Origin of the sequence: Rhizobacter sp. Root404, from assembly GCF_001425865.1 — a bacterium.
GTDB lineage: Bacteria > Pseudomonadota > Gammaproteobacteria > Burkholderiales > Burkholderiaceae_C > LMDS01.
Genome location: NZ_LMDS01000004.1, coordinates 881,864 through 907,266 on the forward strand (window position 1 = coordinate 881,864; position 25,403 = coordinate 907,266).

Consider the following 25,403-nt stretch of genomic DNA (forward strand, 5'->3'; position numbering starts at 1 on the left):
TCAGCGGGTGCCGTGCCACGGCGCGCGCCCGCCCGAGGCCGACATCTGGCTCACCGCGAGCACGGCCTGGGTGCGCGAGCTGACGCCGAGCGTGCGCAGCACCGCGGCGACATGGTCCTTGACGGTCTCGACCGACAGATTGAGCTCGCGGGCGATCAGCTTGTTGGGCTGGCCCTTCAGCAGCAGCGCGAGCACATCGGTCTGGCGCGGCGTGAGGCCGAGCTCGGCGAGGGGCACCGAGTTGGTCTGGAAGCCGCTGTCCTGCGCGGTCTCGCGCACCACGCGCAACACGCTGGGCACGGTGTCGCCCTGCGGCTTGGACGCGGGCTCGGAGCCCATCGTCATCGGCGGCACGTAGATGCCGCCCGACATCACCATGTGCAGCGCCTCGAACAGCGTCTCGTTGCTGGCGCGCTTGGGCACGAATCCCATCGCGCCGGCGTCGATCGCACGGATCACGTCGCTGGTGCGGTCGGACGCGGACAGCACGACCACCGGCAGCGCCGGGTAGGCGGCGCGCAGTTCGGTCAGCAGATCGAAGCCGTCGGCGTCGCCGAGGTGCAGGTCGAGCAGCACGAGGTCGAACTCGGCATCGGCCTTCAGCGTCTCGCGCGCGGCGCGTGCGCTGTTCGCGCCGACCACCGTGGTGTCACTGCCCAGGCCTTCGATCACGGACTGCAGTGCGGACAGGATCAGCGGGTGGTCGTCGATCAGCAGAACCTTCATGCGCACCCCTCCAGGAAGGCAACATCCTAAACCAGCGGATGCGCATGCGCCCTCCCCAACCCGCTACGGCGTTGCTCAGGTGTAGCGCCGCGCCAGCGACTCGGCCACGCAGACCGGCTTGTCCGAACCCTCGCGTTCCATCGAGACCTCGACGGTCAGCTGTGCGCCGCCCTCCAGCGGCTCGTACTTGGTGAGCTTGAAGTGCCCGCGCAGCCGGCTGCCCGACGGCACCGGCGCCGGGAACCGCACTTTCCCGAGCCCGTAGTTCACGCCCATGCGCGTGTCGCGCACCTCGAACGCCGAGGCGCTCATCTCCGGCAGCAGCGACAGCGTCAGGAAGCCGTGCGCGATCGTCGTGCCGAACGGGCCCTTCGCGGCGCGCTCGGTGTCCAGGTGGATCCACTGGTGGTCGCCGGTCGCATCGGCGAACAGCTGGATGCGCTCCTGGGTGACGGTGATCCAGTCGCTGACGCCGACGTTCTGGCCGACCAGCGCCTGCAGGTCGGTGAGGTGCTCGAAACTTCGCATGCGATGCTTTCGCTGTCGTTGGGGGGCGTTCAGGTTATGTTAGCGGGCCGCGCGAACCTGTCGCCATCGAGACTCACCCGCGCCAGCGCCCTTGCAACTTGCCTCCGGACCCATGGCCGACTCCCCTTTCTCCGTGCTCGACGCACCCGCCCGGCCCTCCCCCGGCGCCGACGTCGTCGTGATCACCGCGCACCCGCAGATGGAACACTCGCGCATCAACAAGCGCCTGATGCGCGCCGCCAGGCGCCTGCCCGCGACCGAGGACTCGCCGCTGATCGTGGTCCGTGACCTGTACGCGCTCTACCCCGACTACCTGATCGACGTGGCCGAGGAGCAGGCGCTGCTCGCGACCGCGAAGCTGATCGTCTGGCAGCACCCGATCCACTGGTACAGCATGCCGCCGCTGATGAAGCTCTGGCTGGACGACGTGCTCGCGTTCGGCTGGGCCTACGGGCCGGGCGGCACCGCGCTGCGCGGCAAGGACCTGTGGCTGGTCGCGACCACCGGCGGGCCGGAGGAGTCGTACCAGCCCAACAGCTACAACCGCTACTTCTTCGACGACTTCCTGCCGCCGTACGAACAGACCGCCAACCTGTGCGGCCTGCGCTTCCTGCCGCCGCTGCTGCTGCATGGCGCGCACCGCGCCACCGATGTCGAGGTCGAGGCGCACCTCGAGGTCTACGCGCAGCGGCTGGCCAGCTACCCGAACTGGCCGGAGCTCGGCGAACTGCTGTACGAACTGCCGGCGCTGATCCCCGAAGACGCGCGCCCCGATGAAGACGCGGACGATCCGGCCGACCCGCCGAAGCTGGCGGTCGCGAAGGGAGCCCGCTGATGGAACACGGCTCCTGGCTCACGGGCACATTGATCTACCTGGCCGCAGCGGTCATCGCCGTGCCGCTCGCGAAGTTCCTCGGCCTCGGCTCGATCATCGGCTACCTCGCCGCCGGCATCCTGATCGGGCCGTGGGGGTTGAAGTTCGTCACCAACCCGCAGGACATGCTGCACTTCTCCGAGTTCGGCGTCGTGCTGATGCTGTTCCTGGTCGGGCTCGAACTCGAACCGAAGCGGCTCTGGCAGCTGCGCAAGCCGATTTTCGGCTGGGGCAGCGTGCAGCTGTTCGGCTCGGCGGCGCTGATGCTCGGCGTCGGCGTGCTGTGCGGCATGGACTGGCGCATCGCGCTGGTCGCGTCGCTCGGGCTGGCGATGTCGTCGACCGCGATCGGCCTGGGCGTGCTCGGCGAACGCGGGCTGATGAACACCAGCTCCGGCCAGAGCGTGCTCAGCGTCGCGCTGCTGCAGGACGTGGCCGCGATCCCGATCCTCGCGCTGCTGCCGTTGCTCGCCCTCGAACAGACGCAGGCCGACGGCAATGCGTGGGTCAGTGCCGCGAAGGCGATCGGCGTGATCGCGCTGATCGTGTTCGGCGGGCGGCTGCTGATCCGCCCCGCGCTGCGCTGGATCGCGCGCAGCGCGACGCCGGAGATCTTCACCGCCGCGTCGCTGCTGCTGGTGGTCGCGACGGCGGCGCTGATGCAGACGGTCGGCCTGTCGATGGCCCTCGGCGCATTCCTCGCCGGCGTGCTGCTCGCGGAAAGCGAATACCGGCGCGAGCTCGAGACCGACATCGAGCCGTTCAAGGGCCTGCTGCTCGGCCTGTTCTTCATCGCGGTCGGCATGAGCATCGACTTCGCGGTGGTGCTCGCGCAGCCGTTGCTGATCGCCGGCATCGTGCTCGGCTTCCTGCTTGTCAAGGCGGTGGTGCTGTGGGGCATGGGCCGCGCGATGCCGCTGCCCAAGCCGGAGCGACCGGTGTTCATCATCCTGCTGGCGCAGGGCGGCGAGTTCGGCTTCGTCGTGTTCCAGACCGCCGCCGGGGCCGGGGTGATCGACGCGCCGACCTCGTCGCTGTTGGTGGCGGCGGTCGCGATCTCGATGCTGGTGACGCCGCTGCTGCTGGTGGCGGCCGACCGCTGGTGGATCCCGCTGCTCGCCGGACAGGCGAAGAAGAACACCAACGTCGAAGAACTGCACGACCCGCAGCACCAGTCGGTGATCATCGCGGGCTTCGGCCGCTACGGGCAGGTGGTCGGCCGCATGCTGTACGCCAACGGCATCAAGCCGACCGTGCTCGATGTCGATGCGGAGCAGATCGAGGCGATGCGCAAGTTCGGCTGGCCGGTGTTCTACGGCGACGCGACGCGCCTCGACCTGATGCGCACCGCCGGCGCCGCGACCGCGAAGATCCTGGTGCTGGCGATCGACGATGTCGACCAGAGCGTCGAGGTCGCGAAGATGGTGCGCGAGAATTTCCCGGACCTGACGATCGTCGCGCGCGCCCGCAACGTGCGCCACTACTTCGACCTGCACGACCTCGGCGTCGAGCTGATCGAGCGCGAGACGCTCGATTCGGCGCTGATGAGCGCGCGCAGCGTGCTTGAGCAGCTCGGCTGGGAACGCCACCAGGCGCGCACGCTGGCGCTGCGTTTCCGGCGCCACAACGTCGCGCAGTTGGTGCAGATGGGGCCGCATCGCAAGGACGAGGCGAAGCTGATCGCGGTCGCCAAGCAGGGCCGCCAGCAGCTCGAGGAGCTGTTCGCGCAGGAGCGCGACGAGGCGGCGAAGCGGCAGGCGCGGGTCGGCTGGAACGACGAGTCGGACACGCGCGACAGCGCGCAGCCGTAGCGGCCCGGCCGGCGCGGCCTACTTGCCGACCAGCAGCACCCGCATCCCGAGCGGGCGGCCGCCGGCGCGGTCGAGCACCTGCACGGTCACCTGGCGCGGCTTCAGCCCCTCGGGGAGCGCGACCTTGCCGCGCAGCACCTGCTGCGCGCCGATCGAGACCGTCTCCGCCGGCGCGGTGAAACTCTTCGCGGCGCCCGCGGCCGATTCACCGGCCACGGTCAGCTGCAGCGCCGCGCCGAGTGGCTTGCCGGCGCCGGCACGGGCGCGCGTCAGCAGCAGGTCGTAGCTCAGCTCGCGGCCTTCCGCATCGAACCGGGCCGCACGGATCTCGACCGCGCCGCCGCGTGGATCGGGCGGCAGCGACGCGACGATCGCGCCGAGGTCGCCGCGCAGCGCCTCGACGCTGGCGCGGCTGCCCGCCAGATCGTCGCCGAGCTGCTTCTTCTCGGCCGTGGCCTGAGCGAGCTGCTGGCTCGTGCGGGCGAGCTCGCCGGCCAGCTTGGCTCGCGCCGCTTCGGCCGTCTCGTAGGCGCTGCGCAGTTCGATGCTGGCGCCGGCCGACAGGCGTGGCGGCAGGTAGCGTTCCTGCACGAAGTACAGGCCACCCGCTCCGAGGGCGATGCCCACGAGCAGCAGCAGCAGCCACCTCGGCATGCGCCAGCGCGAACGGCGTCGGCCGTAGGGATCGAAGGTGACGGGTTTGAACATCAGGGGGAGGAGGAATTCGTGAAAGAAGGGGACGAGCGGGTCGACCGCAGCGGAGGGCCCGAAGGCTAACCCGGGCGAGGTCGCCCACTGAAACAAGCCGTTGCACCGGACCGGGCAAGTTGCGTGCCGCAAGCAGTACATTGACGCCCGTCTTCCCACTGCGACGGGCCGCGCGCGCGGCGCCGCATCTTCCCATGTCCAACCTCATCGTGCACGGCGGCACGCCGCTGCGCGGCCGCATCCACCCGTCCGCCAACAAGAACGCGGTGCTGCCGATCCTGTGCGCGACGCTGCTGAGCTACGAGCCGCTGCGCCTGCTGGGCGTGCCCGACATCACCGACGTGCGCAAGATCCTCGACATCTTCCGGCTGCTCGGCAGCGAGGTGTCGATGAACCATGCCGACGGCACCCTCGAGCTGCACCACCGCGAGACCGTGTTCGACGCGGCGCGCCATCGGCTGCCGGAAGAGATGCGCTCGTCGATCATGCTGGTGCCGCCGCTGCTGGCGCGCTTCGGCGTCGCGCGGCTGGAAGACAACGTCAAGGGCTGCACGCTGGGCGTGCGCGAGATCGACCCCCACGTCGAGGTGTTTCGCCGCTTCGGCGGCGAAGTCGAGCGCGCCGAGGGTTCGCTGCTGGTGCGCAGCAGCGGGCTGCTGTCGCCGACGGACCACTGGCTCGACTACGCGTCCGTCACGACGACCGAGAACTTCGTGCTCTGCGCCGCGGTGGCCGGCGGCACCTCGACGCTGACGAACGCAGCCTCCGAGCCGCACGTGCAGGAGTTCTGCCGGTTCATGGCGATGATCGGCGTGCGCATCGACGGCATCGGCACCTCGCGGCTGACGGTGCACGGCGGTACCGCACTGCGCGGCGGCGAGTTCCGCTTCGACGAGGACTTCCACGAGATCACGACCTTCCTCGCGCTCGGCGCGATCACCGGCGGCGACGTGATCGTGCGCAACAGCGCGCCGGAGAACTTCCCGCTGATCGACCGCACGTTCGCGAAGTTCGGCGTCGAGGTGACGCACGCCGGCGGCTGGTCGAGCGCGCGCTGCGCCGGACCGCTGCAGGTGCAGACGCCGTTCACGAGCAACGTGCTGACCAAGGTCGAGGCCGCGCCGTGGCCCTATTTCCCGGTCGACCTGCTGCCGATCTTCATCGCGCTCGGCGTGCGGGCCCAGGGCAACGCGATGTTCTGGAACAAGGTCTACGACGGGGCGCTGGGCTGGACCGGCGAGCTGTCGAAGTTCGGCGCGCATGTGTTCTCGTCCGATCCGCACCGCCTGATCACCTTCGGCGGCAGCCCGCTGACGCCGGCGGTGGTCGAGAGCCCGTACATCATCCGCGTCGCGATCGCGCTGTTCATGGTGGCGGCCAGCATCGAGGGCCGCTCGGAGATCCGCCATGCCGCGCCGATCCGCCGCGCGCACCCCGGCTTCGTCGAGAACCTGCGCAGTCTGGGCGCACGCGTGGAGTGGACCAGCGAAGAGTAGTCCGCGCGTTCGACGACCCCCGGCCGCACCGGGCCTTTCCCGCCGACGGCGCTTGTTGCAAATTCATTTGCACTAAGATGACGGCATGGAACGCAACACCCGTCAGCGCGAGGCCGTGCTCGCCGCGATCGAGCACGCCGGCCGCGCGCTGACACCGGGCGAGATCCTGGCGCTCGCGCAGACGTCGGTCGCGAGCCTGAACCTGTCGACGATCTACCGCCACATCAACGCGCTGCAGGACGAGGCGCGCATCGTCAAGGTGCTGCTGCCGGGGCAGGCCGCGCGCTTCGAGGCCACCTGCGGCGACGACCCCGCACACGGCGGCGCGCACCACCATCACCATCACTTCCATTGCAACGGCTGCGACCGCGTCTACGCGCTGCACGCCTGCCCGGGCTCGATGCAGGACCTGGCCCCCCCGGGCTTCGTCGTCAGCGCCCACGAGATCACGCTGCGCGGCCTGTGCGCCGATTGCAGCCGCGGCGCCCCGTCGTGATGCTGGGCCACGCGCACGACGCGCTGCCGCTCAGCGGGATGGCGCTGTTCTTCCTGCTCGGCCTGCGCCACGGCATCGAGCCCGATCACATCGCCGCGATCGACGGGCTGACGCTGCGCGCTCACGATCACCACGAGGCCCATGCGCCCTGGACCGGCAGCCTGTTCGCCCTGGGCCACGGGCTGGCGATCGCGGTGATTGCGGTCGCGATCAGCCTGCTGGCCGCGTCGTTCGAATTGCCGGCGGCGCTGGTGCAGGTGGTCGAGTGGCTGCCGATCGTGCTGCTGACGCTGCTCGGACTCTGGAACCTGCGCGCACTGCTGGCGCCCGGCGCCTACCGACCGAGTTCGGTGCGCATGAAGCTGATCCCGGCGGCGCTGCGGGACCGCACCGACCTGTGGTCGACCGTGGCGATCGGCCTGCTGTTCGCGCTGGTGATCGACACGGTCGCGCACGTGTCGGCCTGGAGCGTGTTCGCGACGCACCAGGGCGGCTGGTGGGCCGGCGCACTGGCCGGCCTGCTGTTCTCGGGCGGCATGCTGATCGCCAGCACCGCCGACTCGCAGCTGATCTCGCGCGTGCTGCGCAGCGCCGGAAGCGAGGCCGCGGCCTCGCGACTGCGGCGCGGCATCGGCTGGTTCGTCGTGATCCTGTCGTTCGGCGTGGTGATCCAGGCGGTCGCCGCGAAGCTCGGCGCCTGAAACCACCTGATCAGGCGATCTTGCAGGCTTCCTCGAAGCTCAGGCGCGGGCTGCGGCCGAACAGCTTGCTGGCGTCGCCGTGACCGAGGTTGACGATGAAGTTGGTCTTGACCGTGGTGCCGGCCCAGAACGCCGCGTCGACCTTGGCGGCGTCGAAGCCGCTCATCGGCCCGCAGTCGAGGCCCAGCGCGCGCGCCGCCAGGATCAGGTAGGCGCCCTGGATGCTCGAATTGCGGAACGCGGTCGCGTCGATCATCGGCTGGTTGCCGACGAACCACGACTTCGCGTCGGCGTGCGGGAACAGCTTCGGCAGCTGCTCGTAGAACGCCATGTCCATGCCGATGATCACGGTGACCGGTGCGGCCTTGGTCTTGTCCTGGTTGCCGGGCGACATGCCTTCGAGCAGCTTGGCCTTCGCCTGCGGCGTGGTCACGAAGATGAAGCGCGCCGGGCTGCTGTTCGCCGAGGTCGGGCCCCACTTCACCAGGTCGTACAGCTGGCGCAGCGTCGCTTCCGGGATCGGCTCGGGGGTGAAGCCGTTGTGGGTGCGGGCGTTGTCGAACAGTTGCTCGGTCGTGACGTTCATGAATTCGGTCTCGGGTTGAAAGATGGTTCATTCTGGTCGCGTGCCGCACACGGGCGGCGCGCAAAAATTCGTCGACCACGTTCGGCTGGGGTGAAGGGTCGCGCAGGCAGAATTCGCGGATGTTCCAGCCGTCCCAGCACGATGTCAGGCGCTTCTTCTGCGAAGCGCGTCGCAAGCAGCGCGAGACGCTGCCGCTCACGCCGATGGAGACGATGGCCGCCGACTGGATCGCGCAGCACCCCGAGCACCACGCCGAACTCGATGACCTGGATGCTGCGCTCGCGGCCGTCTACGCGGTGGAAGACGGCCGCACCAACCCGTTCCTGCACCTGTCGATGCACCTGTCGATCAGCGAACAGGTCGCGATCGACCAGCCCACCGGCATCAAGCAGGCCTTCGGGCTCCTGGCCGCCAGGCTCGGCTCGGCGCACGCGGCGCAGCATGCGGTGATGGAGTGCCTGGGCGAGATGGTCTGGGCCTCGCAGCGCAGCGGGCGCCCGCCCGATGGCGAGCGTTACCTCGAATGCGTGCGGCGGCGCGCCACGCGCGACTGACCGCTACGGCTGATCGGCCTGCAGCGGCGCGTGCAGCGAGGCCTGGCGCGTCTCGCCGAACAACGAGGGGCGGAACACCGCCGACACCATCCGGTCGTCCATCGCCCACAGCAGCAGCGCGCGGGCCGTCATCGGCTTGGCGAACAGGTAGCCCTGCAGCTCGTCGCACCCCAGGTCGACGAGGATCTTGTGCTGGCGCAGGTTCTCCACGCCCTCGGCCACGACCTTGAGCCCGAGCGCATGCGCGAGCTTGACCACCGCGTCGACGACGGCGCGCGCATCGGCGCTGTGGTCCACGTCCTTGACGAAACTGGCGTCGATCTTCAGCTCCTCGGCCGGCAGGCGGCGCAGGTAGCTCAGGCTGGAGTGGCCGGTGCCGAAGTCGTCGATCGACAGGTGCGTGCCCAGTTCGCCGAGGCGCCGGAAGGTCTCCTGCGTGGCGCCGGTGTCTTCCATCGCCGCGGTCTCGGTGATCTCGCAGGTCAGCAGCGAGGGGTGGATGCGGTAGCGCGCCAGTGCGCCGGCAATGCGGTCGGCGATGTCGTCCTGCCGCATCTGGTAGGCCGAGAGGTTGATCGCGACGCGCATGCGCAGGCCCTTGTCGCGCCATGCGCGCGCCTGCTTGCAGGCGGCCTCGATGACCCAGTCGCCGAGCGGCCCGATCAGGCCGGAGCGCTCGGCCAGCGGCACGAACTGCGCCGGCATCACGAAGCCCAGGCGCGGATGGTTCCAGCGCACCAGCGCCTCGGCGGCGGTGACCTTGCCGCTGCGCGCGTCGATCTTGGGCTGGAAGAACAGCTCGAGCTGGTTCTTGACCAGCGCCAGCCGCAGGTCGCGCAGCAGGTCGAAATTCTGCTGCACGTCGGCGTCCATCTCGGGCGCGTAGAAGCTGTGGCGCGCGCCGCCGGCCCGCTTGGCGGCGTACATCGCGGCGTCGGCGCGCGCGATCAGCTTGGTCGGCGGGCACTGGTCGGGATAGACCGAGATGCCGATCGAGCACGAGATCACGACCTCGCGGTCGTCGACCCGGTACGGCTCGCTGAGCGTGTCGATCAGCCGCTTGGCCAGACGCGCCACCGACTGCGGCGCGCGCTCGCCCATCGCCAGCAGCAGGAACTCGTCCCCGCCGATCCGCGCCGCGACGCCGGTGCTGCGCGCGAAGGCCTTCAGGCGCGCGCCGACCTGCGCCAGCACGCTGTCGCCGCTGCAGTGACCGAAGCCGTCGTTGACTGGCTTGAAGCCGTCGAGGTCGATGAACAGCACCGCCAGCGCGATCGAGGGCGACTCGCGCCGGCGCGCGTCCCCCACCACGGCCGCCGCGCGGCGCCCCGGCCCGCGCGCCTGCTCGCTGCGCTGCGCGTCGACCTGCTTGGCCGCCTCCAGGAGGCGAGCTTCGAAGAACAGGCGCGTGGGCAGCCCGGTCAGGCTGTCGGTCACAGCGAGGTTGGTCGAGCGCGCGAGCGGCTCGGCCGAAGCGGACTGGCGCAGCGCCAGGCGGAGCACCGCGCCGAGCGCGATCAGGCCGATCAGCACCGGCCAGGCCGGTCCGAACGCCTCGCCGGCGCTGAGCGGGCGCGCCGCGAACTCCCCGGCAAAGGGGCCGATCCAGCCCGCCGCCGCGAGGGCCGCAGCGGCGCGGATGAGCGTGCCGCGGCGCACGCTGCGCCACTCCAGCTGCGCGGCGAGCAGCAGGGCTGTCAGCCCCACGGCCAGCAACACGGGGCCGGCCAAGCCCAGTTTGGACAGCGGCCAGACGTCGGCGTGAGCACCGAGCATCGGCTGCAGCGCCGCCGCGCCGACCGCGGCGGCGGCGACGGGGACCGCCCAGCGCCGCCGGCCGCGATGCCACAGCGACCCCGTGCCGGTGATCGCGGCTGCCAGCAGCAGCGCCGGCCACCACGACGCCCACCACGGGAGGGCCGCCGCGACATCAGCGGCGCGCGCGGCGTGCGCCGACCACCACAGCGCGCTGGCGGCGAGCAGCACCGCCACGCCAGCGACGGCCGCCGCCATCGCCCGCGGCCGCGCGGTCGCGGCGAGATTGATTTCGGCCGCCAGCCAGAACATCGCAGCGCAGACCGCCAGACCGGCCACCGTCAGAAGCGTGAAATGGGAAATCATCCGGGCAAGCGCGGGCCAGTTCTCGCGGACGCGCCCGAGGTGGCGCGACACCGTTACCGATGGTGACGGCAAATGTGCAATCGCGTGCGCTTATTGCGGACGGTAGTCCGACCGGTTCGTGACGCATGCAACAGAGCGCGGCACTCCGGCAGCGCCCAACGTCGCCTACTCGCTGCCGACCAGGCCGTTGCGGATGGCGTAGACCGTCATCTCGGAGTTGTTCGCCAGGCCCAGCTTCTCGAGCACCCGCGCGCGGTACACGCTGACGGTCTTCGGGCTCAGCATCAGTTCCTCGGCGATGTCCGAGAGGCGCTTGCCGGACGCGATCATCACGAGCGTCTGCAGCTCGCGGTCCGACAACTTCTCGTGCGCGTTGGCGATCATCGGCGTGGTCAGGCTCTCGACCAGCATCTGCGCGATCTCGGGCGTCACGTACTTGCGGCCCTGCGCGACGGTGCGCACCGCGGCGACGATCTGCGCCGGGTCGCCCCCCTTGTTGACATAGCCGTAGGCGCCGGCCCGCAGCGCGCGGATCGCGTACTGGTCCTCGGGGTACATCGAGACGACGAGCACGCGCATCGTCGTGACCTCGTCCTTCAGCACGTGCAGCACGTCCAGCCCGCTGCGGCCGGGCAGGTTGATGTCGAGCACGAGCACGTCGGCGGTGTGGTCGCGCATCAGCGTGCGCAGTTCGCCGTAGTCGCCGGCCTCGCCGACGACCTCGATGTCCGGGGCGTCGGACAGCGTGTCGCGGATGCCGCGCCGGATCAGCGCGTGGTCGTCGCAGAGAAAGACCTTGATCATGGGAGAGCCCGGCAGATGGAGGTGGTCACAAGGCGCCCCACTGGCTCGGGTCGTCGTCGTCGCGCGGCGCGATCTCCGGCCGGCTCGCGGTGCCGGGCAGCGTCAGCGGGATCGACAGGATCAGCGTCGTCCCGCCGGAGCCGCTGGTCAGGTCGACCCAGCCGCCGACCGTGCCGGCCCGCTCGTGCAGGCCGCGGATGCCGAACGAGCGCGCCTTCGCGAGATCGTCGGCCGACAGGCCGCGGCCGTTGTCGCTGATCTCGAGCGAGAGCACGCCGCCGGCCAGCGCCAGGTCGAGCTGCACGCGCGTCGCCTGGGCGTGCTTGGTGACGTTGGTCAGCGCCTCCTGCGCGGTCCGGTACGCGACCAGCGGCACGCCGGACGGCAGTTCGGGTGCGTCGGTGGGCAGGCGGATCTCGCAATCGATGCCGGTGCGCTTCTCGAACCGCGAGGCCAGCCAGTGCAGTGCCGCGACCAAGCCCTGCTCGAGGATCGCCGGGCGCAGGTTGTGCATGATCCGCTTGCTGGAGTCGATCGCCAGCGTGACGGTCTCCAGCGCTGAGCTGACGCGCCCGAGGACCTCGGCCGAGTCGGAGTGGCGCGCGATCCAGGCCAGGTCGAACTTCAGCGCGGTCAGCGAGCCGCCGACATCGTCGTGAATTTCGCGCGCGATCGCGATGCGCTCCTGCTCGATGCTGTTCTGCAGGTGCTGGGCGAGCTCGCGCAGGCGCTGCTTGGATTCGTCGAGCTCGCGGTCGGCCCGCACCCGGGCGCGCCGGGTCTCGGTGGCCTCGACCGCGTGCATCAGCGCCGGGACCAGCCGCGCCAGGTTGTTCTTCAGCAGGTAGTCGCTGGCGCCATTGCGCATCGCCTTGACCGCGGTGTCCTCGCCGATCTCGCCCGAGACCAGGATGAACGGCAGGTCGCGGCCGCTGGCCTTCAGCAGGTCGAGCGCGACCAGGCCCGAGAAGCCCGGCAGGTTGTAGTCGGAGATGATCGCGTCCCACTCGGCCCGCTCGATCGCGTCGAGGAACTCGGCCTCGGAGTCGATGCGCCGCATCTTGACCCGCAGCCCGCCGCGCGCCAGGTGGACGAAGGTCAGGTCGTGGTCGGCCTCGGAATCCTCCAGATGCAGGACCCGCAGCTCACGCTCGAATCCCGGCGGCGGACCGGGCGAACGCGGTGCAAACGGGGACAGGGTCGGCATTCGCGCAGTATGCCCCGCTCCGCCGCGGCGGGGCAATCGAAGCCGAGCAACGCCTTCGGGCACCCGAAAAGCGCGTCATTCGTCCGCTTGTTCGCGCTCAGGTCCGCCGCCCGGCGGCCGAAAAGACCGGAGATGCGCAAACCCGCACCTGCGCGCCGACCGACGACGGAATTACGATGCCCAATTCACCTGCCCTAGACGTGCCGCCCTCCGCGCCGATGCCGTTGCTCGCCGCGGCCGACCTTCAGGACAACCTGATGACGGCGACGCACGACCTCGACCGCCTGCAGACGCTGCTGGCGCACGCCTGCGACGAGCTGCTGAGCGGCTTCCATGGCGCGGCCGGCGAGATCCAGGAACTGGTCGACGCGGCGCAGGACACGCCGTCCCCGGAGCTGTTCGACGGGGTTATGCAGCACCTGGGCGGCGCGATCACCGCGCTGCAGTTCCAGGACATGGCCTCGCAGCTGATCGCGCACACCCACCGCCGCCTGCGCCACTGCGCCGACCGGCTGGCCCGCGAGACGATGGGCGGCGACGACGACGGCGCGGCCGTCGTCGAGGATCCGCCGCTGCGGCCGAACCCGGTCACGCAGGACGAGATGGACGCCGGCTCGATCGAGCTGTTCTGACCCCCGTCCGCTCAAGAACTCACCCCGAACAACCGACAACGCCCTGGGAACCCGGAGAAACCATGAATTCAATCCTTGCCGTCGACGACTCGGCATCCATGCGCCAGATGGTGGCCTTCACGCTGAAGAGCGCCGGCTACAGCGTCGTCGAGGCCGTCGATGGGCAGGATGCGTGGGAGAAGACGGCGAAGACCGACTTCGACCTGGTGCTGACCGACCAGAACATGCCGCGCCTGGACGGCATCGGCCTGACGCGCAAGCTGCGCGACAACCCCAAATTCAAGAGCACGCCGATCCTGATCCTGACCACCGAGTCGAGCGACCAGATGAAGCAGGCCGGCCGCGCCGCGGGCGCCACCGGCTGGCTCGTCAAGCCCTTCGATCCGGCCAAGCTGATCGAGGTCATCCGCAAGGTGATCCGCTGATCGCGGGGCCCATCAACAGGAGCGAGCATGGGTGAAATGACGCAAGAAGGCGCGAACATCGGCGCAGGCATCGACCTGAGCCAGTTCTACCAGGTGTTCTTCGAGGAAGCGGGCGAGAACCTAGACCGCATGGAAGCGCAGCTGCTGGAGATCGACATCGCAGCCGCCGACGACGAGGAACTGAACTCGATCTTCCGCTGTGCGCATTCGGTCAAGGGCGGCGCTGCCACCTTCGGCTTTGCCGACGTGGCCGAGCTGACCCACCAGATGGAAACGCTGCTCGACAAGCTGCGCCGCCACGAGCTGACGCCGACGGCGGCGATGGTCGACGTGCTGCTGCAGTCGGGTGACGCATTGCGTGCCCAGCTGGCACGCCACCAGGGTGCCGGCGGCGATCCGATTGACACCACGGACCTGCTCACGAGCATCCGCGCGATGAGCGCCGGCCAGGCGCCGGCCGCGCCGATCGCCAAACCGATCGCCGAAGCGCCTGTGGCGCCCGTTCGCGCCGAAGCGCTGGCAGCATTGGTGGAAACCGCGCCGGCAGATCCGTCGCTGGCCCGGGAACTCGAGGTGCGCGTCGGCCCGCTGGCCGATCCAGCCCGCGCCGACAACCTGGTCGAGCTGTTCAAGGAGATCACCGACCTCGGCACGATCGAGCCGATCGACGGCGGCCAGGCCGGCGACGGCATTCGCCGCTTCCGCGTCATCACCACCAGCAGCGACAACGACCTGCTGGACCTGTTCACGTTCCATGTCGCCCGCGAAGAAGTCGCACTGCTGCCGATGACCGAGGGCTATGGCTTCCACGCCGGCTCGCCGGGCGCGCCGCCGGCCGCCGAACTGGAGCATCGCGATCCGGGCTACGGCTTCTTCGACAACGCCCCGGGCGCGCCCGGTGCCGTCGAGGCGCCCGCCGCGGGCCCGTCCGTGGCCGCCGCCGAAGCGGCTCGCCCGCGCGTCGCGCCGAAGGCCGAGAAGGCCCCCGCGGCCGCGCTCGAATCGTCGACGCTCCGTGTCTCGGTCGAGAAGGTCGACCAGCTGATCAACCTGGTGGGCGAGCTCGTCATCACCCAGGCGATGCTGGCGCAGAACAGCAAGCAGATCGATCCGGCGCTGTACCAGCAGCTCGCCGCCGGCCTCGCCGACCTGGACCGCAACACCCGCGACCTGCAAGAGTCGGTGATGTCGATCCGGATGATTCCGATGTCGATGGTGTTCAGCCGCTTCCCGCGCATGTTGCGCGACCTGGCCGCCAAGCTCGGCAAGAAGGTCGAGTTCGTGACCCAGGGCGAGGCGACCGAACTCGACAAGGGCCTGGTCGAGAAGATCACCGACCCGCTGACGCACCTGGTGCGCAACAGCTGCGACCACGGCATCGAGATGCCCGAGGAGCGCCTGGCGAAGGGCAAGCCCGAGCACGGCACCATCACGCTCGCGGCCTCGCACCAGGGCGGCTCGATCCTGATCGAGGTGCGCGACGACGGCAAGGGCCTGTCGCGCGAGAAGCTGATCAAGAAGGCCCGCGAACGCGGCATCGACGCGCCCGATTCGATGACCGACAGCGAGGTCTGGAGCCTGATCTTCGCGCCCGGCTTCTCCACCGCCGAGGTCGTCACCGACGTCTCGGGCCGCGGGGTCGGCATGGACGTCGTGAAGAAGAACATCACCGCGCTCGGCGGCACGGTCGAGATCGACTCGGCCGAGGGCTACGGCATGAGCGTCAAGGTGCGCCTGCCGCTGACGCTGGCGATCATGGACGGCATGTCGGTCGGCGTCGGCGACGAGGTCTACATCCTGCCGCTGTCCTCGGTGATCGAATCGTTCCAGGTCAAGGCCGACACGATCAAGACGATTGGCGGCAGCGGCCGCGTGATCGAGGTCCGCGAGGAATTCATGCCGGTGCTCGATCTCGAGCAGGTGTTCGGGGTGCCGCGTGCGGACTTCGAGAACGCCGGCGGGATCATGGTCGTTGCCGAGGCCGAAGGCGGCCGCGTCGCGCTGCTGGTCGACCAGCTGCTCGGCCAGCAGCAGGTCGTCGTCAAGAACCTCGAAGCCAACTACCGCCGCGTCAACGACATCTCGGGCGCCACGATCATGGGCGACGGCCGCGTTGCGCTGATCCTGGACGTCGGCAGTCTGGTGCGGCGCTCGCGCCACTGAGCGCTCGTCCGTTCATCCCCACTCGCCCGCGCGGCTTGCGGCAACCCACTCCACCGCTGAATTCCCCAACACCATGTCCCTGAACAACCTGCGCATCGCCACCCGGCTCGGACTCGGCTTCGGCGCCGTGCTGGTCCTGCTGCTCTTCATCGTGTTCTTCGCGTGGCGGCAGCTGCAGTCGACCGACGCCGGCCTCACCGCGTCGCTGAGCTCCCAGCAGCAGGCCGGCCTGGCCCAGGAGTGGAAAGGCAAGACCGAACTGAACGTGGCGCGGGCCGTGGCCATCGCCAAGTCGAGCGGCCAGCCGGAGGTGCAGGCCTACTTCGACCCGCTGGTCAAGCAGACCTCGGCCGAGATCGGCGTGATCCAGAAGCAGCTCGAGGGGCTGGTCAGCGGCGACGAGGGCAAGACGCTGATGACAACCGTGGCGCGCCAGCGCGAGGACTACATCGCCAAGCGCAACCTGGTGTTCGGCGCGATCAAGCAGGCCGATTACCTGCTTGCCGAGTCGCTGCTCAAGGAAAAGATGCTGCCCGCGTCGACCGCCTACCTGGCGGCGATGGACAAGGTCCATGCCTTCCACACCACGCGCGCCGCGCAGGAGTCGACGACGCTCGAGGCCGGCATCCGTACCGCCGGCAAGGTGCTCCTCGGGTTGCTCGGCCTGGCCCTCGCGCTGGGTGCCACGATGGCCTTCGTGATCACCCGTTCGGTGACGGTGCCGCTGCACGAGGGCGTGGCCGCCGCCGCGACGATCGCCGAAGGCGACCTGTCGCAGACGCTGATCTCGACCCGCCGCGACGAACTCGGCGACATGCTGCGCACGCTCGGCCGCATGCAGGCCGCACTGCGCACGCTGGTCGGCGAGGTGCGCAGCTCGACCGACAGCATCCAGACCGCCAGCAGCGAAGTGGCGATGGGCAACCAGGACCTGTCGGCCCGCACCGAGCAGACCGCGTCCAACCTGCAGCAGACGGCCTCGTCGATGGAGCAGGTCACCGGCACCGTCAAGCACACGGCCGATGCCGCGCTCCAGGCCAAGCAGCTGGCGCTGTCGGCGGCCGAAGTCGCCGCACGCGGCGGCAGCGTCGTCGCGCAAGTGGTCGCGACGATGGAGGACATCAACGGCTCGTCCAAGAAGATCGCCGACATCATCGGCGTGATCGACGGGATCGCGTTCCAGACCAACATCCTCGCGCTGAACGCGGCCGTCGAGGCGGCGCGCGCCGGCGAACAGGGCCGCGGCTTCGCGGTCGTGGCCGGCGAGGTGCGCTCGCTCGCACAGCGCTCGGCGACGGCGGCGCGCGAGATCAAGGGCCTGATCGGCGCCAGCGTCGACAAGGTCGCCGGCGGCTCGCGCCTGGTGGCCGATGCGGGCCGCACGATGACCGAGATCGTCGGCTCGGTGCAGCGCGTCTCGGACATCATCGGCGAGATCACGGTCGCCTCGAACGAACAGAGCAGCGGCATCAGCCAGATCAATGGCGCAGTGACTCAGTTGGACCAGATGACGCAGCAGAACGCCGCGCTCGTCGAAGAGTCGGCCGCCGCCGCCGAGAGTTTGCGCGAGCAGGCGGCGCGGCTGTCGCAGGTGGTCTCCACCTTCCGGCTGGACGCCCGCACGCCGGCAATGGCCGCGTGAGTCCCGAATTCCTCGCGCATTTCTCGCTTTAGATTTGTTAACAAACGTCGAAAGAGACACCATGGACATGATCACCGACGCCCGCCAGATCGCCTCCCACGAAAGCGCCCGCGCGGCGGCTGCCGCCGGCGGCGAGTTCCTCACCTTCCGCCTCGGCGCCGAGGAATACGGGATCGACATCCTGAAGGTCCAGGAAATCCGCTCGTACGAGCCGCCGACCCGCATCGCGAATGCACCGCCGTTCATCAAGGGCGTCGTCAACCTGCGCGGCGTGATCGTCCCGATCGTCGACCTGCGCCTGAAGCTCTCGTGCGAGACCGCCGAATACAACAGCTTCACGGTCGTGATCGTGCTGAACGTCAAGGGCCGCGTCGTCGGCGCCGTCGTCGACTCGGTCTCCGATGTGCTCGCGCTCGACGCGGACACGATCAAGCCGGCCCCCGAGATGAGCTCGGCGGTCGACACCAGTTTCATCACCGGCATCGGCAGCGTGGCCGAGCGGATGCTCATCCTGATGGACATCGAGGGCCTGATGGCCAGCGAAGAGATGGGCCTGATCAACACGATTCACTGAAAGAGCGGACGCTCGCTCGAGCGTCCGTACCCGCGGCAGAGCAGTTCTGGAGCCGCTTTACAGCCACAAAGGATCCAGCGGCAATGAAAGTCATCGGCAACATGAAGGTCGGCATGCGTCTCGGACTGGGCTTCGCCGCCCTGTTGACGCTGCAGCTGGTCACCACCGGTATCGGCATGCGCCAGATGGCGGACCTGTCCAGCAATGTCACGACCATCACCGAAGTCGGCGAGGCCAAGCTGAAGGCGCTGAACGACATCTCCGCCAACATCGGCGCGCGCGCCATCGCCGCGCGCAACCTCGCGCTGCTGACCGAGCCCGCGGCCCAGAAGCCGGACCTGGAGCGTGTCAAGACCGCCCAGACCGCGATCGACAAGGGCATCGCCGAACTGACCGCCGTGATGCAGAAGTCACAGGAGTCGTCGAGCGCGGAAGAGCGCGAAATGCTGGACAAGCTGCGCTCGCTGGAAGGCAAGTACCTGCCGATCGCCACGCGCATCGTCGGCCTGGCCACGACGCAGAAGACCGAGGAGGCCGTGAAGGCGCTGACCCAGGACTGCATGCCGCTGCTGACCCAGGTGATCGGCCATGTCGCCGCGTTCAACGATCTGCTGAAGAAGGAATCGTTCGACAGCGCGGCCGCCGCCCAGGCCACCTACGAACGGGCCAAGTGGCTGATCATCGTGATCAGCGCCGCCTCGCTGGCCCTGGGGATCTTCATCGCCTGGCTGCTGACGCGCTCGATCACCCGTCCGCTGCACGAGGCCGTCTCGGTGGCTCGCCGCGTCGCCGAAGGCGACCTGACGACCCACATCGAGGTCAGGAACACCGACGAGGCCGGCCAGCTGCTGGCCGCGCTGAAGCAGATGAACGACAGCCTGGTGAAAGTGGTCGGCAACGTGCGCCACGCCAGCGATTCGATCTCGACCGGCTCGACCGAGATCGCCGCCGGCAACCAGGACCTCAGCTCGCGCACCGAGCAGCAGGCCAGCGCGCTCGAGGAGACCGCCGCCTCGATGGAACAGCTCGGCGCCACCGTCCGCCAGAACGCCGACAACGCCAAGCAGGCGAACCAGCTGGCCCAGAACGCCAGCACGGTCGCGGTTCGCGGCGGTGACGCCGTCGGTCAGGTCGTCGAGACGATGAAGGGCATCAACGAGTCGTCGCGCAAGATCGCGGACATCATCAGCGTGATCGACGGCATCGCGTTCCAGACCAACATCCTGGCGCTGAACGCGGCAGTCGAAGCCGCCCGGGCCGGCGAACAGGGCCGCGGCTTCGCGGTCGTCGCCTCGGAAGTGCGCAGCCTCGCGCAGCGCAGCGCCGATGCGGCCAAGGAAATCAAGGCGTTGATCTCGGCGAGCGTCGAGCGCGTCGAGCAGGGCACCGTGCAGGTCGACCAGGCCGGCGCGACGATGACCGAAGTCGTGACCTCGATCAAGCGCGTCACCGACATCATGGCCGAGATCAGCGCCGCGAGCACCGAGCAGAGCGCCGGTGTGGCGCAGGTCGGCGACGCCGTCACCGAGATGGACAAGACCACGCAGCAGAACGCCGCGCTGGTCGAGGAAAGCGCCGCCGCCGCCGAGAGCCTGCGCAACCAGGCCCAGCAGCTGGTCGCCGCAGTCGCAGTGTTCAAGCTGGCCGACGATGGGCGCCATCACGTGGCCGCCACCCCGGCCGCGCCGAGCAAGCCGGCAGCGCCGGTCGCCGCCAAGGCCCGCGCCGCGGTGCCGACGCTGCACCACGCGGTCGCGCCGACTGCCGCGCCGGTTGGCGCGACCACGCCGCCGGCCGAGCGGCGCGGCCCGAACCGCGCGACCAACGTGGTCCGTCCGACCTTCACGCCGCCGGCACCCGCCGCGAAGGCCGACAGCCCCGCCGCGGCCGCCGCCAAGAGCGGCACCGACGACTGGGAATCGTTCTGACGACCCGCTAGCGCCGTGACGACGACAGGGCCGCGCGATGCGGCCCTTCGCCTTTTCAGCCGTCAGACATCCGCGGCTTGCCGCAGCGTCTGCACCACCGGCCGGCGCAGCACGTCGCGCAGCCCCCACCAGCCGGCCGCGAGCGCGAGCAGCGCGCCGGCCGCGCCGCCGGCCAGCGGCACCCAGGGCGCGGCGCTCCAGCTGAACTCGAACACGTAGCGAGCGAGCGCCCAGCCGACCGCCATCGCGGCGCCCGAGGCCAGCACGCCGGCGAGCGCGCCGACGCCGAGCAGCTCGGCCCGCTGCACCTGGCCGAGCAGCGTGCCGCTGGCGCCGAGCGCGCGCATCACCGCGAACTCGCGCGAGCGCGCCTCGCGCGTCGCGGTGACCGCGGCGAACAGCACCACCAGGCCGGCCGCGAGCGTGAAGCCGAACAGGAACTCGACCGCGCGCACGACCTGGTCGAGCACCCGCTGGATCTGCGCGATCGAGGCCGACACATCGATCGCGGTGATGTTCGGGAAATCGCGCGCCAGCCCGTTGTCGAAGGCCACGCCGCCCTTCGGCCCCTCGGGCGCCCGGTAGGCGGCGATGTAGCTGACCGGCACGTCCACCATGTTCGCGGTCGGGAACATCACGAAGAAGTTGACCCGCATCGAGCTCCAGTCGACCTTGCGCAGGCTGGTGATGCGGCCCTGCGCGGTGGCGCCGCCGACGTCGAAGCGCAACTCGTCGCCGAGCTTCAGCCCGAGCGTCTGTGCCAGGCCCTCCTCGACGCTGACCGCGTTGGGCTCGTCGCGCGTCCAGCGGCCCGCGGCGAGCAGGTTGTGCGGCGGCATGTCGGCGTCGTGGCTGAGGTTGAACTCGCGGTCGAGCAGGCGCTGGGCCCGGTCCTCCGCGTAGTCCTCGAGCCGGACCGGCTTGCCGTTGATCGCGACCAGCCGGCCGCGGATCATCGGGAACCAGTCGTAGCGCTTCACGCCTGCGTCGTCGAGGCGCTGGCGGAACGCGTCGGCCTGGTCCGGCTGCACGTTGATGACGAAGCGGTTCGGCGCGTCCTTCGGCGTGGCCTGGCGCCAGCTGTCGATCAGGTCGGTGCGCAGCAGCACCAGCAGAACCAGCGCCAGCAGCCCGACGCTGAGCGCCGACACCTGCAGCACCGCGAATGCCGGCCGCGCGGCGATCTGGCGGGTCGCGAGCACGAGCCAGCGCGGCGCACGCGCCTCCGGCACGGCGCGGCGCAGCAGCATCACGGCGAGCCACGACAGCAGCGCGAACACCGCGATCGCCGCAGCGAAACCGCCGACCGCGATCAGCCCGAGCTTCAGGTCGCTCGACACCGCGAGCAGCAGCGCGGCGAAGCCGAGCGCGCCGGCGGCGAGCACCGCGATCGACGCCGGCCGCAGCGCGCCCACGTCGCGCCGGATCACCCGCAGCGGCGGCACCTGCGCCAGCTGCAGCACCGGCGGCAGGCCGAAGCCCATCAGCAGCGTGAAGCCGACCCCCAGGCCGAACAGCGCGGGCCACAGGCTCGGCGCCGGCAGGCTGGAATCGACCAGCCCGGCCAGCAGCAGCACGAACACGTAGTGCACCGCGAAGCCCAGCACCACGCCGGCCACGCTGGCGATCAGGCCGACCGCGCCGAACTCGGCGATGTACTGCAGCGCGATCGTGCGCTGCGGCAGGCCGAGCACGCGCAGCATCGCGCAGTCGTCGAGGTGGCGGCTCGCGAAATCGCGCGACGCGATGCCGACCGCCACCGCCGCGAGCAGCGCCGACAGCAACGCCACCAGGTTCAGGAACTTGGCGGCGCGGTCGAGCGTCTGGCGCATCTCGGGCCGGCCGGTGGCGAGCGACTCGATCCGCAGCCCACGCAGGCCCGCGCTCTTGACCTGCGCCTCGGCCCAAGCGACGAACTGCTGCACCGCCTGCTCGTCGGACCCTCGGGCAGCGACCGCGAGCCGGTAGTTGACGCGGCTGGCCGGCTGGATCAGGCCGGTGGCGGGCAGGTCCGCCTCGTTCAGCATCACGCGCGGCGCGAACGACGCGAAACCGGTGCCGCGGTCGGGCTCGTTGACGATGCGCCGCTCGATCCGCAGGCTGGCGTCGCCGAGCAGCAGCGTGTCGCCGACCTTCAGGTTCAGCGCGCCGAGCAACGCCGGATCGACCCACGCGGTGCCGCGCTGGGGGGCGCCGGCGCGCAGCTCTTCCTTCGCGCCCGGCGCGCCGCCCACGGTCACCTGGCCGCGCAGCGGGTAGGCCTCGCTGACCGCCTTGACGCTGACCAGTCGCGACGCGCCGCCCTGCTGCTCGCTCGCCCGTCCCATGCTCGGAAAGCCCGCGGTCGACGCGGTCAGCAGCCCGAGCTCGCGCGCCTTGGCGGCGAAGGCCGGCGGCGCCGGCTGGTCGGACGAGACGATCGCGTCGCCGCCCAGCAGCTGGCGGGCGTCGCGGGCGAGGCCGCCGTTGATCCGATCGGCGAAGAAGCCCACTGCGGTCAGCGCCGCCACCGCCAGCATCACCGCGACCACCAGCAGGCGCAGCTCGCCGGCCCGCAAGTCGCGCAGCATCTGGCGCCAGGCCAGCACCGCGGCCGAAGGGGGCCGCGGCGCGGCGGTCGTCGTCGAATCGTTCATGCGGCGGAACTTACACGACTCGGCCCGCGGCGCCGCGGGCGGGGGGCATTCCGCTCGAACGCTGCATGCAAGCGCCTCGAACGCCGGCCGGCCGACGCGGTGCTGTAATGACCGCATGAAGCACACTGCCCTGCCCCCGGTCTTCGTCTCCCACGGTTCGCCGATGATCGCGCTCGAGCCCGGCGCGGCCGGCGCGTTCATGCGCACGCTCGGGCCGGCGATCGACGCGGAGTTCGGCCGTCCGACCGCGATCCTCGCGATCTCGGCCCACACCGCGGCGCGGGCGCCGGTGCTGCTGGCCGGCGCGCAGCACAGCGCGGTCTACGACTTCGGCAATTTCGACCCGCGGCTCAACCAGCTGCGCTACGACGCCGCCGGCGCACCGGCGCTGGCGCGCCAGGTCGCGGGGCTCATTGAATCGTCGGGCCTGGCGGTGCACTCGCTCGACGACGGCGGCCTGGACCATGGCATCTGGACCGCGCTGCGCTACATCTACCCGCAGGCCGACGTGCCGGTGCTGCCGCTGGCCTTCGTGCCGGACCAGAGCCCGGCGCAGCAGTTCGCGCTCGGCGAGGCGCTCGCCCCGCTGGCCGACGAGGGCGTGCTGATCCTGGGCACCGGCAGCATCACGCACAACCTGCGGCGGGCGTTCGCCGGCGGCCTGCGCCCAAGCGGCGTGCGGCCCGAGATCCCCGAGAGCACGGCCTTCCGCGAGTGGATGAACGACCGCGGCATCGCGCGCGACTGGGACGCGCTGCTCGACTACCGGCGCCGCGCGCCCCACGCCGTCGACATGCACCCGACCGACGAGCACCTGCTGCCCTGGTACGTGGCGGCCGGCGCCGGGGGCCGCGACGACGCGCCGGTGCGGCTGCACGCGGGCGTCGATCTGGGCTGCATCGGCATGGACGCCTACGCCTTCGGCCCGCAGGCCACCCGGTTGGCGCGCCAGCTCGAGGCAGGCCGCATCGCCGCGTGATCCAATCGCAGCGATGGATGACACCGGTTCGCCTGTCGCTGCCCCGCTGTTGCTGACCGCGCGGCTGCGGCTGGTCGCGGCCGACGAGCACCTGGCCGGCGCGCTGGCCGACTTCCACGAGCGCAACCGCGCCCACCTCGCGCCGTGGGACCCGCCGACCGAAGCCGGCTTCTTCACCGAGGCCGTACAGGCGCAGCGGTTGCGCGACGCGGCCGCCGCGTTCGCCGCCGGCAGCGGCTTCCGCTACCTGATGCAACCGATCGGCGACACGCACCGCGTGATCGGCACGATCAACTTCTCCAACATCGTGCGCGGCGCGTTCCACAGCTGCAACCTCGGCTACGCACTCGACCAGCCCTACGAAGGCCAGGCGCTGATGACCGAGGCGCTGGGCTGCGCGATCGGCGAGATGTTCTCGCCGCAGATCAACCTGCACCGCATCCAGGCCGCCTACCGGCCCGAGAACTGGCGCAGCGCCGAGGTGCTGAAGCGCCTGAACTTCCAGGACGAGGGCGTCTGCCCCGACTACCTGTTCATCGACGGCGCCTGGCGCGTGCACCGGCTGGTGGCGCTGCTGAACCGGCACTTCGTCGAGCCGACCGCGTGGCGGCAGGCCGTCTAGGCGGTCACGGTTTCGGCACGCTGCCGGCCACGCCGCGCACGAACCAGTTCATCGTCGAGATCGCCGCGTCGTCGAGCGTGCCGCGCGCCAGCCGCACCTTGCCTTCGTTGTCGACCAGCGGCCCGGTGAACGGCTGGAACCGGCCGGCAACGATCTGCGCGCGGCGTGCGTCGACCAGCGCCAGGGTCGCGGCGGACACGTCGCGCGCGATCGGGCTCAGCTGCACCACGCCGTCCTTCATGCCGCCCCAGTAAGGCTCGGGCTTCCAGGTGCGCGCGAGTGCGGCGCGCGCGACCCGCGTGTAGTAGCCGCCCCAGTGCTGCGTGACGGCGGCGAGCTGCGCGTCGGGCGCGTAGCGGCTCATGTCGCTCTGGTAGGCGATCGCGCGCACGCCCTTGGTCTTGAAGTTGGCCTGCGCGGTCTGCGGCACGGCCGGCGAGCCGCTGTGGTTGGTCAGCACGTCGGCGCCCTGGTTGATCAGCGACTGCGCCGCTTCGCGCTCGCGGGCCGGGTCGAACCAGGTGTTGAGCCACAGCACCTTCACGATCGCGGCCGGGTTGGCCTCGCGCATGCCGAGCGCGAACGCGTTGATGCCCTGCACGACCTCCGGCACCGGGAAGCCGGCCACGTAGCCGGCGATGCCGCTCCTGCTCGTCTTGCCCGCCAGCAGCCCGGCGAGGTAGCGCGCCTCGTAGTAGCGCGCGTTGTAGGTGTTCACGTTGGCGGCGGTCTTGTAGCCGCCGGCGTGCTCGAACTTCACGTCGGGGCGGTCCGCCGCGACCCGCAGCGTCGGCTCGAGGTAACCGAAGCTGGTCGCGAAGATCAGCCGGTTGCCCTGCGCCGCCAGATCGCGGATCACGCGTTCCGAGTCGGGGCCCTCGGCGACGGATTCGACCGCGCTGGCCGCGACCTGGTCGCCAAGCGCCTTCTGCATCGCCAGGCGGCCCTGCTCGTGCTGGAAGGTCCAGCCGGCGTCGCCGATCGGGCTGACGTAGACGAACGCGACCTTCAGCGGCGGCTTGGTCGCCGGGGCCTGCGCATGGACCGCGGGTGACGCCGTGACGGCGAGCATCGCGCCCAGCGTGACAACGCTGGCGCGGGCGAGGTTTTTGAACATGGTGTTCCTCTACATGGCCCCGGGGAATGGAAAACGCCGCCGGCGGGGGCACGCAGGCGGCGCGAGCGCTGAT

At 70.4% G+C, this 25,403-nt stretch carries 23 protein-coding genes; 14 read left to right on the forward strand and 9 right to left on the reverse strand.

Features of this window, described 5'->3' with window-relative positions; all coding sequences use genetic code 11:
- Entirely contained in the window at window positions 1-726 is a 726-nt protein-coding gene (locus ASC76_RS08755) for a response regulator transcription factor (RefSeq protein ID WP_056464903.1), read from the reverse strand.
- 75 nt (window positions 727-801) lie between these two features.
- Window positions 802-1,254: a MaoC family dehydratase gene (locus tag ASC76_RS08760; RefSeq protein WP_056464904.1), complete on the reverse strand. Its 453-nt coding sequence runs from the start codon at window positions 1,252-1,254 to the stop codon at window positions 802-804.
- Between the two features lie 112 nt (window positions 1,255-1,366).
- Between ASC76_RS08760 and ASC76_RS08765 the strand changes: the two genes are divergently transcribed.
- The gene (locus ASC76_RS08765) at window positions 1,367-2,089 is read left to right on the forward strand and encodes an NAD(P)H-dependent oxidoreductase (protein WP_056464906.1); all 723 of its coding nucleotides are present in this window, start codon (window positions 1,367-1,369) and stop codon (window positions 2,087-2,089) included.
- Entirely contained in the window at window positions 2,089-3,939 is a 1,851-nt protein-coding gene (gene kefC / locus ASC76_RS08770) for a glutathione-regulated potassium-efflux system protein KefC (RefSeq protein ID WP_056464908.1), read from the forward strand. The genes ASC76_RS08765 and kefC overlap by 1 nt, the downstream gene beginning before the upstream one ends.
- Window positions 3,940-3,957: 18 nt before the next feature.
- Here kefC and ASC76_RS08775 read toward each other — a convergent pair whose 3' ends face one another.
- The gene (locus ASC76_RS08775) at window positions 3,958-4,647 is read right to left on the reverse strand and encodes a hypothetical protein (RefSeq protein WP_056464910.1); all 690 of its coding nucleotides are present in this window, start codon (window positions 4,645-4,647) and stop codon (window positions 3,958-3,960) included.
- Between the two features lie 194 nt (window positions 4,648-4,841).
- On the opposite strand from ASC76_RS08775, the gene ASC76_RS08780 reads away from it, so the two are divergent.
- From ASC76_RS08780 to ASC76_RS08790, 3 genes are all read left to right on the forward strand, one after another.
- Window positions 4,842-6,143: a UDP-N-acetylglucosamine 1-carboxyvinyltransferase gene (locus tag ASC76_RS08780; RefSeq protein WP_056464912.1), complete on the forward strand. Its 1,302-nt coding sequence runs from the start codon at window positions 4,842-4,844 to the stop codon at window positions 6,141-6,143.
- Between the two features lie 85 nt (window positions 6,144-6,228).
- Entirely contained in the window at window positions 6,229-6,639 is a 411-nt protein-coding gene (locus ASC76_RS08785) for a Fur family transcriptional regulator (protein WP_056464914.1), read from the forward strand.
- Complete coding sequence (locus tag ASC76_RS08790) at window positions 6,639-7,340, forward strand: nickel permease (RefSeq protein ID WP_157615442.1); 702 nt, start codon at window positions 6,639-6,641, stop codon at window positions 7,338-7,340. Before ASC76_RS08785 ends, ASC76_RS08790 begins: the two co-directional genes overlap by 1 nt.
- 10 nt (window positions 7,341-7,350) lie before the next feature.
- On the opposite strand, the gene ASC76_RS08795 is transcribed toward ASC76_RS08790, so the two are convergent.
- Entirely contained in the window at window positions 7,351-7,926 is a 576-nt protein-coding gene (locus ASC76_RS08795; RefSeq protein ID WP_056464918.1) for a malonic semialdehyde reductase, read from the reverse strand.
- 119 nt (window positions 7,927-8,045) lie between these two features.
- Here ASC76_RS08795 and ASC76_RS08800 point away from each other — a divergent pair, with 119 nt between their 5' ends.
- Complete coding sequence (locus ASC76_RS08800; RefSeq protein ID WP_056464920.1) at window positions 8,046-8,480, forward strand: DUF1841 family protein; 435 nt, start codon at window positions 8,046-8,048, stop codon at window positions 8,478-8,480.
- Window positions 8,481-8,483: 3 nt separating this feature from the next.
- On the opposite strand, the gene ASC76_RS08805 is transcribed toward ASC76_RS08800, so the two are convergent.
- The 3 genes from ASC76_RS08805 to ASC76_RS08815 form a co-directional block, all read right to left on the reverse strand.
- The gene (locus ASC76_RS08805) at window positions 8,484-10,601 is read right to left on the reverse strand and encodes a bifunctional diguanylate cyclase/phosphodiesterase (protein WP_157615444.1); all 2,118 of its coding nucleotides are present in this window, start codon (window positions 10,599-10,601) and stop codon (window positions 8,484-8,486) included.
- 165 nt (window positions 10,602-10,766) lie between these two features.
- On the reverse strand, window positions 10,767-11,405 hold the full coding sequence (locus ASC76_RS08810; protein WP_056464924.1) for a response regulator transcription factor: 639 nt from the start codon (window positions 11,403-11,405) through the stop codon (window positions 10,767-10,769).
- 25 nt (window positions 11,406-11,430) lie between these two features.
- Window positions 11,431-12,612, reverse strand: a complete 1,182-nt coding sequence (locus tag ASC76_RS08815) for a response regulator (RefSeq protein WP_056464926.1) — start codon at window positions 12,610-12,612, stop codon at window positions 11,431-11,433.
- A 176-nt stretch (window positions 12,613-12,788) separates the two neighbouring features.
- Here ASC76_RS08815 and ASC76_RS08820 point away from each other — a divergent pair, with 176 nt between their 5' ends.
- From ASC76_RS08820 to ASC76_RS08845, 6 genes are all read left to right on the forward strand, one after another.
- A complete protein-coding gene (locus ASC76_RS08820) occupies window positions 12,789-13,244 on the forward strand; it encodes a hypothetical protein (RefSeq protein ID WP_056464928.1) in 456 nt (151 codons plus the stop codon).
- A gap of 62 nt (window positions 13,245-13,306) precedes the next feature.
- Entirely contained in the window at window positions 13,307-13,669 is a 363-nt protein-coding gene (locus ASC76_RS08825; RefSeq protein WP_056464930.1) for a response regulator, read from the forward strand.
- Between the two features lie 27 nt (window positions 13,670-13,696).
- The gene (locus tag ASC76_RS08830; RefSeq protein ID WP_056464932.1) at window positions 13,697-15,832 is read left to right on the forward strand and encodes a chemotaxis protein CheA; all 2,136 of its coding nucleotides are present in this window, start codon (window positions 13,697-13,699) and stop codon (window positions 15,830-15,832) included.
- A gap of 73 nt (window positions 15,833-15,905) precedes the next feature.
- A complete protein-coding gene (locus ASC76_RS26435; protein WP_056464934.1) occupies window positions 15,906-17,474 on the forward strand; it encodes a methyl-accepting chemotaxis protein in 1,569 nt (522 codons plus the stop codon).
- A gap of 61 nt (window positions 17,475-17,535) precedes the next feature.
- On the forward strand, window positions 17,536-18,048 hold the full coding sequence (locus ASC76_RS08840) for a chemotaxis protein CheW (RefSeq protein ID WP_200947118.1): 513 nt from the start codon (window positions 17,536-17,538) through the stop codon (window positions 18,046-18,048).
- An 83-nt stretch (window positions 18,049-18,131) separates the two neighbouring features.
- The gene (locus tag ASC76_RS08845) at window positions 18,132-19,976 is read left to right on the forward strand and encodes a methyl-accepting chemotaxis protein (protein WP_056464936.1); all 1,845 of its coding nucleotides are present in this window, start codon (window positions 18,132-18,134) and stop codon (window positions 19,974-19,976) included.
- Between the two features lie 62 nt (window positions 19,977-20,038).
- On the opposite strand, the gene ASC76_RS08850 is transcribed toward ASC76_RS08845, so the two are convergent.
- Window positions 20,039-22,612 (reverse strand): ABC transporter permease, encoded by a 2,574-nt coding sequence (locus tag ASC76_RS08850; protein WP_056464938.1) that lies wholly within the window; start codon window positions 22,610-22,612, stop codon window positions 20,039-20,041.
- Between the two features lie 115 nt (window positions 22,613-22,727).
- Here ASC76_RS08850 and ASC76_RS08855 point away from each other — a divergent pair, with 115 nt between their 5' ends.
- Together ASC76_RS08855 and ASC76_RS08860 are read left to right on the forward strand one after the other, a co-directional pair.
- Window positions 22,728-23,591, forward strand: a complete 864-nt coding sequence (locus ASC76_RS08855) for a dioxygenase (RefSeq protein WP_056464940.1) — start codon at window positions 22,728-22,730, stop codon at window positions 23,589-23,591.
- Between the two features lie 13 nt (window positions 23,592-23,604).
- Window positions 23,605-24,213 (forward strand): GNAT family N-acetyltransferase, encoded by a 609-nt coding sequence (locus tag ASC76_RS08860; RefSeq protein WP_056464942.1) that lies wholly within the window; start codon window positions 23,605-23,607, stop codon window positions 24,211-24,213.
- A 4-nt stretch (window positions 24,214-24,217) separates the two neighbouring features.
- Here ASC76_RS08860 and ASC76_RS08865 read toward each other — a convergent pair whose 3' ends face one another.
- Entirely contained in the window at window positions 24,218-25,330 is a 1,113-nt protein-coding gene (locus tag ASC76_RS08865) for a BMP family ABC transporter substrate-binding protein (protein WP_056464944.1), read from the reverse strand.
- Between the last annotated feature and the right edge of the window lie 73 nt (window positions 25,331-25,403).

Coding starts and splice junctions, on each gene's coding strand:
- ASC76_RS08755 (WP_056464903.1), bottom strand. CDS start 726: ATGAAGGTTCTGCTGATCGACGACCACCCGCTGATCCTGTCCGCACTG.
- ASC76_RS08760 (WP_056464904.1), bottom strand. CDS start 1,254: ATGCGAAGTTTCGAGCACCTCACCGACCTGCAGGCGCTGGTCGGCCAG.
- ASC76_RS08765 (WP_056464906.1), top strand. CDS start 1,367: ATGGCCGACTCCCCTTTCTCCGTGCTCGACGCACCCGCCCGGCCCTCC.
- kefC (WP_056464908.1), top strand. CDS start 2,089: ATGGAACACGGCTCCTGGCTCACGGGCACATTGATCTACCTGGCCGCA.
- ASC76_RS08775 (WP_056464910.1), bottom strand. CDS start 4,647: ATGTTCAAACCCGTCACCTTCGATCCCTACGGCCGACGCCGTTCGCGC.
- ASC76_RS08780 (WP_056464912.1), top strand. CDS start 4,842: ATGTCCAACCTCATCGTGCACGGCGGCACGCCGCTGCGCGGCCGCATC.
- ASC76_RS08785 (WP_056464914.1), top strand. CDS start 6,229: ATGGAACGCAACACCCGTCAGCGCGAGGCCGTGCTCGCCGCGATCGAG.
- ASC76_RS08790 (WP_157615442.1), top strand. CDS start 6,639: ATGCTGGGCCACGCGCACGACGCGCTGCCGCTCAGCGGGATGGCGCTG.
- ASC76_RS08795 (WP_056464918.1), bottom strand. CDS start 7,926: ATGAACGTCACGACCGAGCAACTGTTCGACAACGCCCGCACCCACAAC.
- ASC76_RS08800 (WP_056464920.1), top strand. CDS start 8,046: ATGTTCCAGCCGTCCCAGCACGATGTCAGGCGCTTCTTCTGCGAAGCG.
- ASC76_RS08805 (WP_157615444.1), bottom strand. CDS start 10,601: ATGATTTCCCATTTCACGCTTCTGACGGTGGCCGGTCTGGCGGTCTGC.
- ASC76_RS08810 (WP_056464924.1), bottom strand. CDS start 11,405: ATGATCAAGGTCTTTCTCTGCGACGACCACGCGCTGATCCGGCGCGGC.
- ASC76_RS08815 (WP_056464926.1), bottom strand. CDS start 12,612: ATGCCGACCCTGTCCCCGTTTGCACCGCGTTCGCCCGGTCCGCCGCCG.
- ASC76_RS08820 (WP_056464928.1), top strand. CDS start 12,789: ATGCCCAATTCACCTGCCCTAGACGTGCCGCCCTCCGCGCCGATGCCG.
- ASC76_RS08825 (WP_056464930.1), top strand. CDS start 13,307: ATGAATTCAATCCTTGCCGTCGACGACTCGGCATCCATGCGCCAGATG.
- ASC76_RS08830 (WP_056464932.1), top strand. CDS start 13,697: ATGGGTGAAATGACGCAAGAAGGCGCGAACATCGGCGCAGGCATCGAC.
- ASC76_RS26435 (WP_056464934.1), top strand. CDS start 15,906: ATGTCCCTGAACAACCTGCGCATCGCCACCCGGCTCGGACTCGGCTTC.
- ASC76_RS08840 (WP_200947118.1), top strand. CDS start 17,536: ATGGACATGATCACCGACGCCCGCCAGATCGCCTCCCACGAAAGCGCC.
- ASC76_RS08845 (WP_056464936.1), top strand. CDS start 18,132: ATGAAAGTCATCGGCAACATGAAGGTCGGCATGCGTCTCGGACTGGGC.
- ASC76_RS08850 (WP_056464938.1), bottom strand. CDS start 22,612: ATGAACGATTCGACGACGACCGCCGCGCCGCGGCCCCCTTCGGCCGCG.
- ASC76_RS08855 (WP_056464940.1), top strand. CDS start 22,728: ATGAAGCACACTGCCCTGCCCCCGGTCTTCGTCTCCCACGGTTCGCCG.
- ASC76_RS08860 (WP_056464942.1), top strand. CDS start 23,605: ATGGATGACACCGGTTCGCCTGTCGCTGCCCCGCTGTTGCTGACCGCG.
- ASC76_RS08865 (WP_056464944.1), bottom strand. CDS start 25,330: ATGTTCAAAAACCTCGCCCGCGCCAGCGTTGTCACGCTGGGCGCGATG.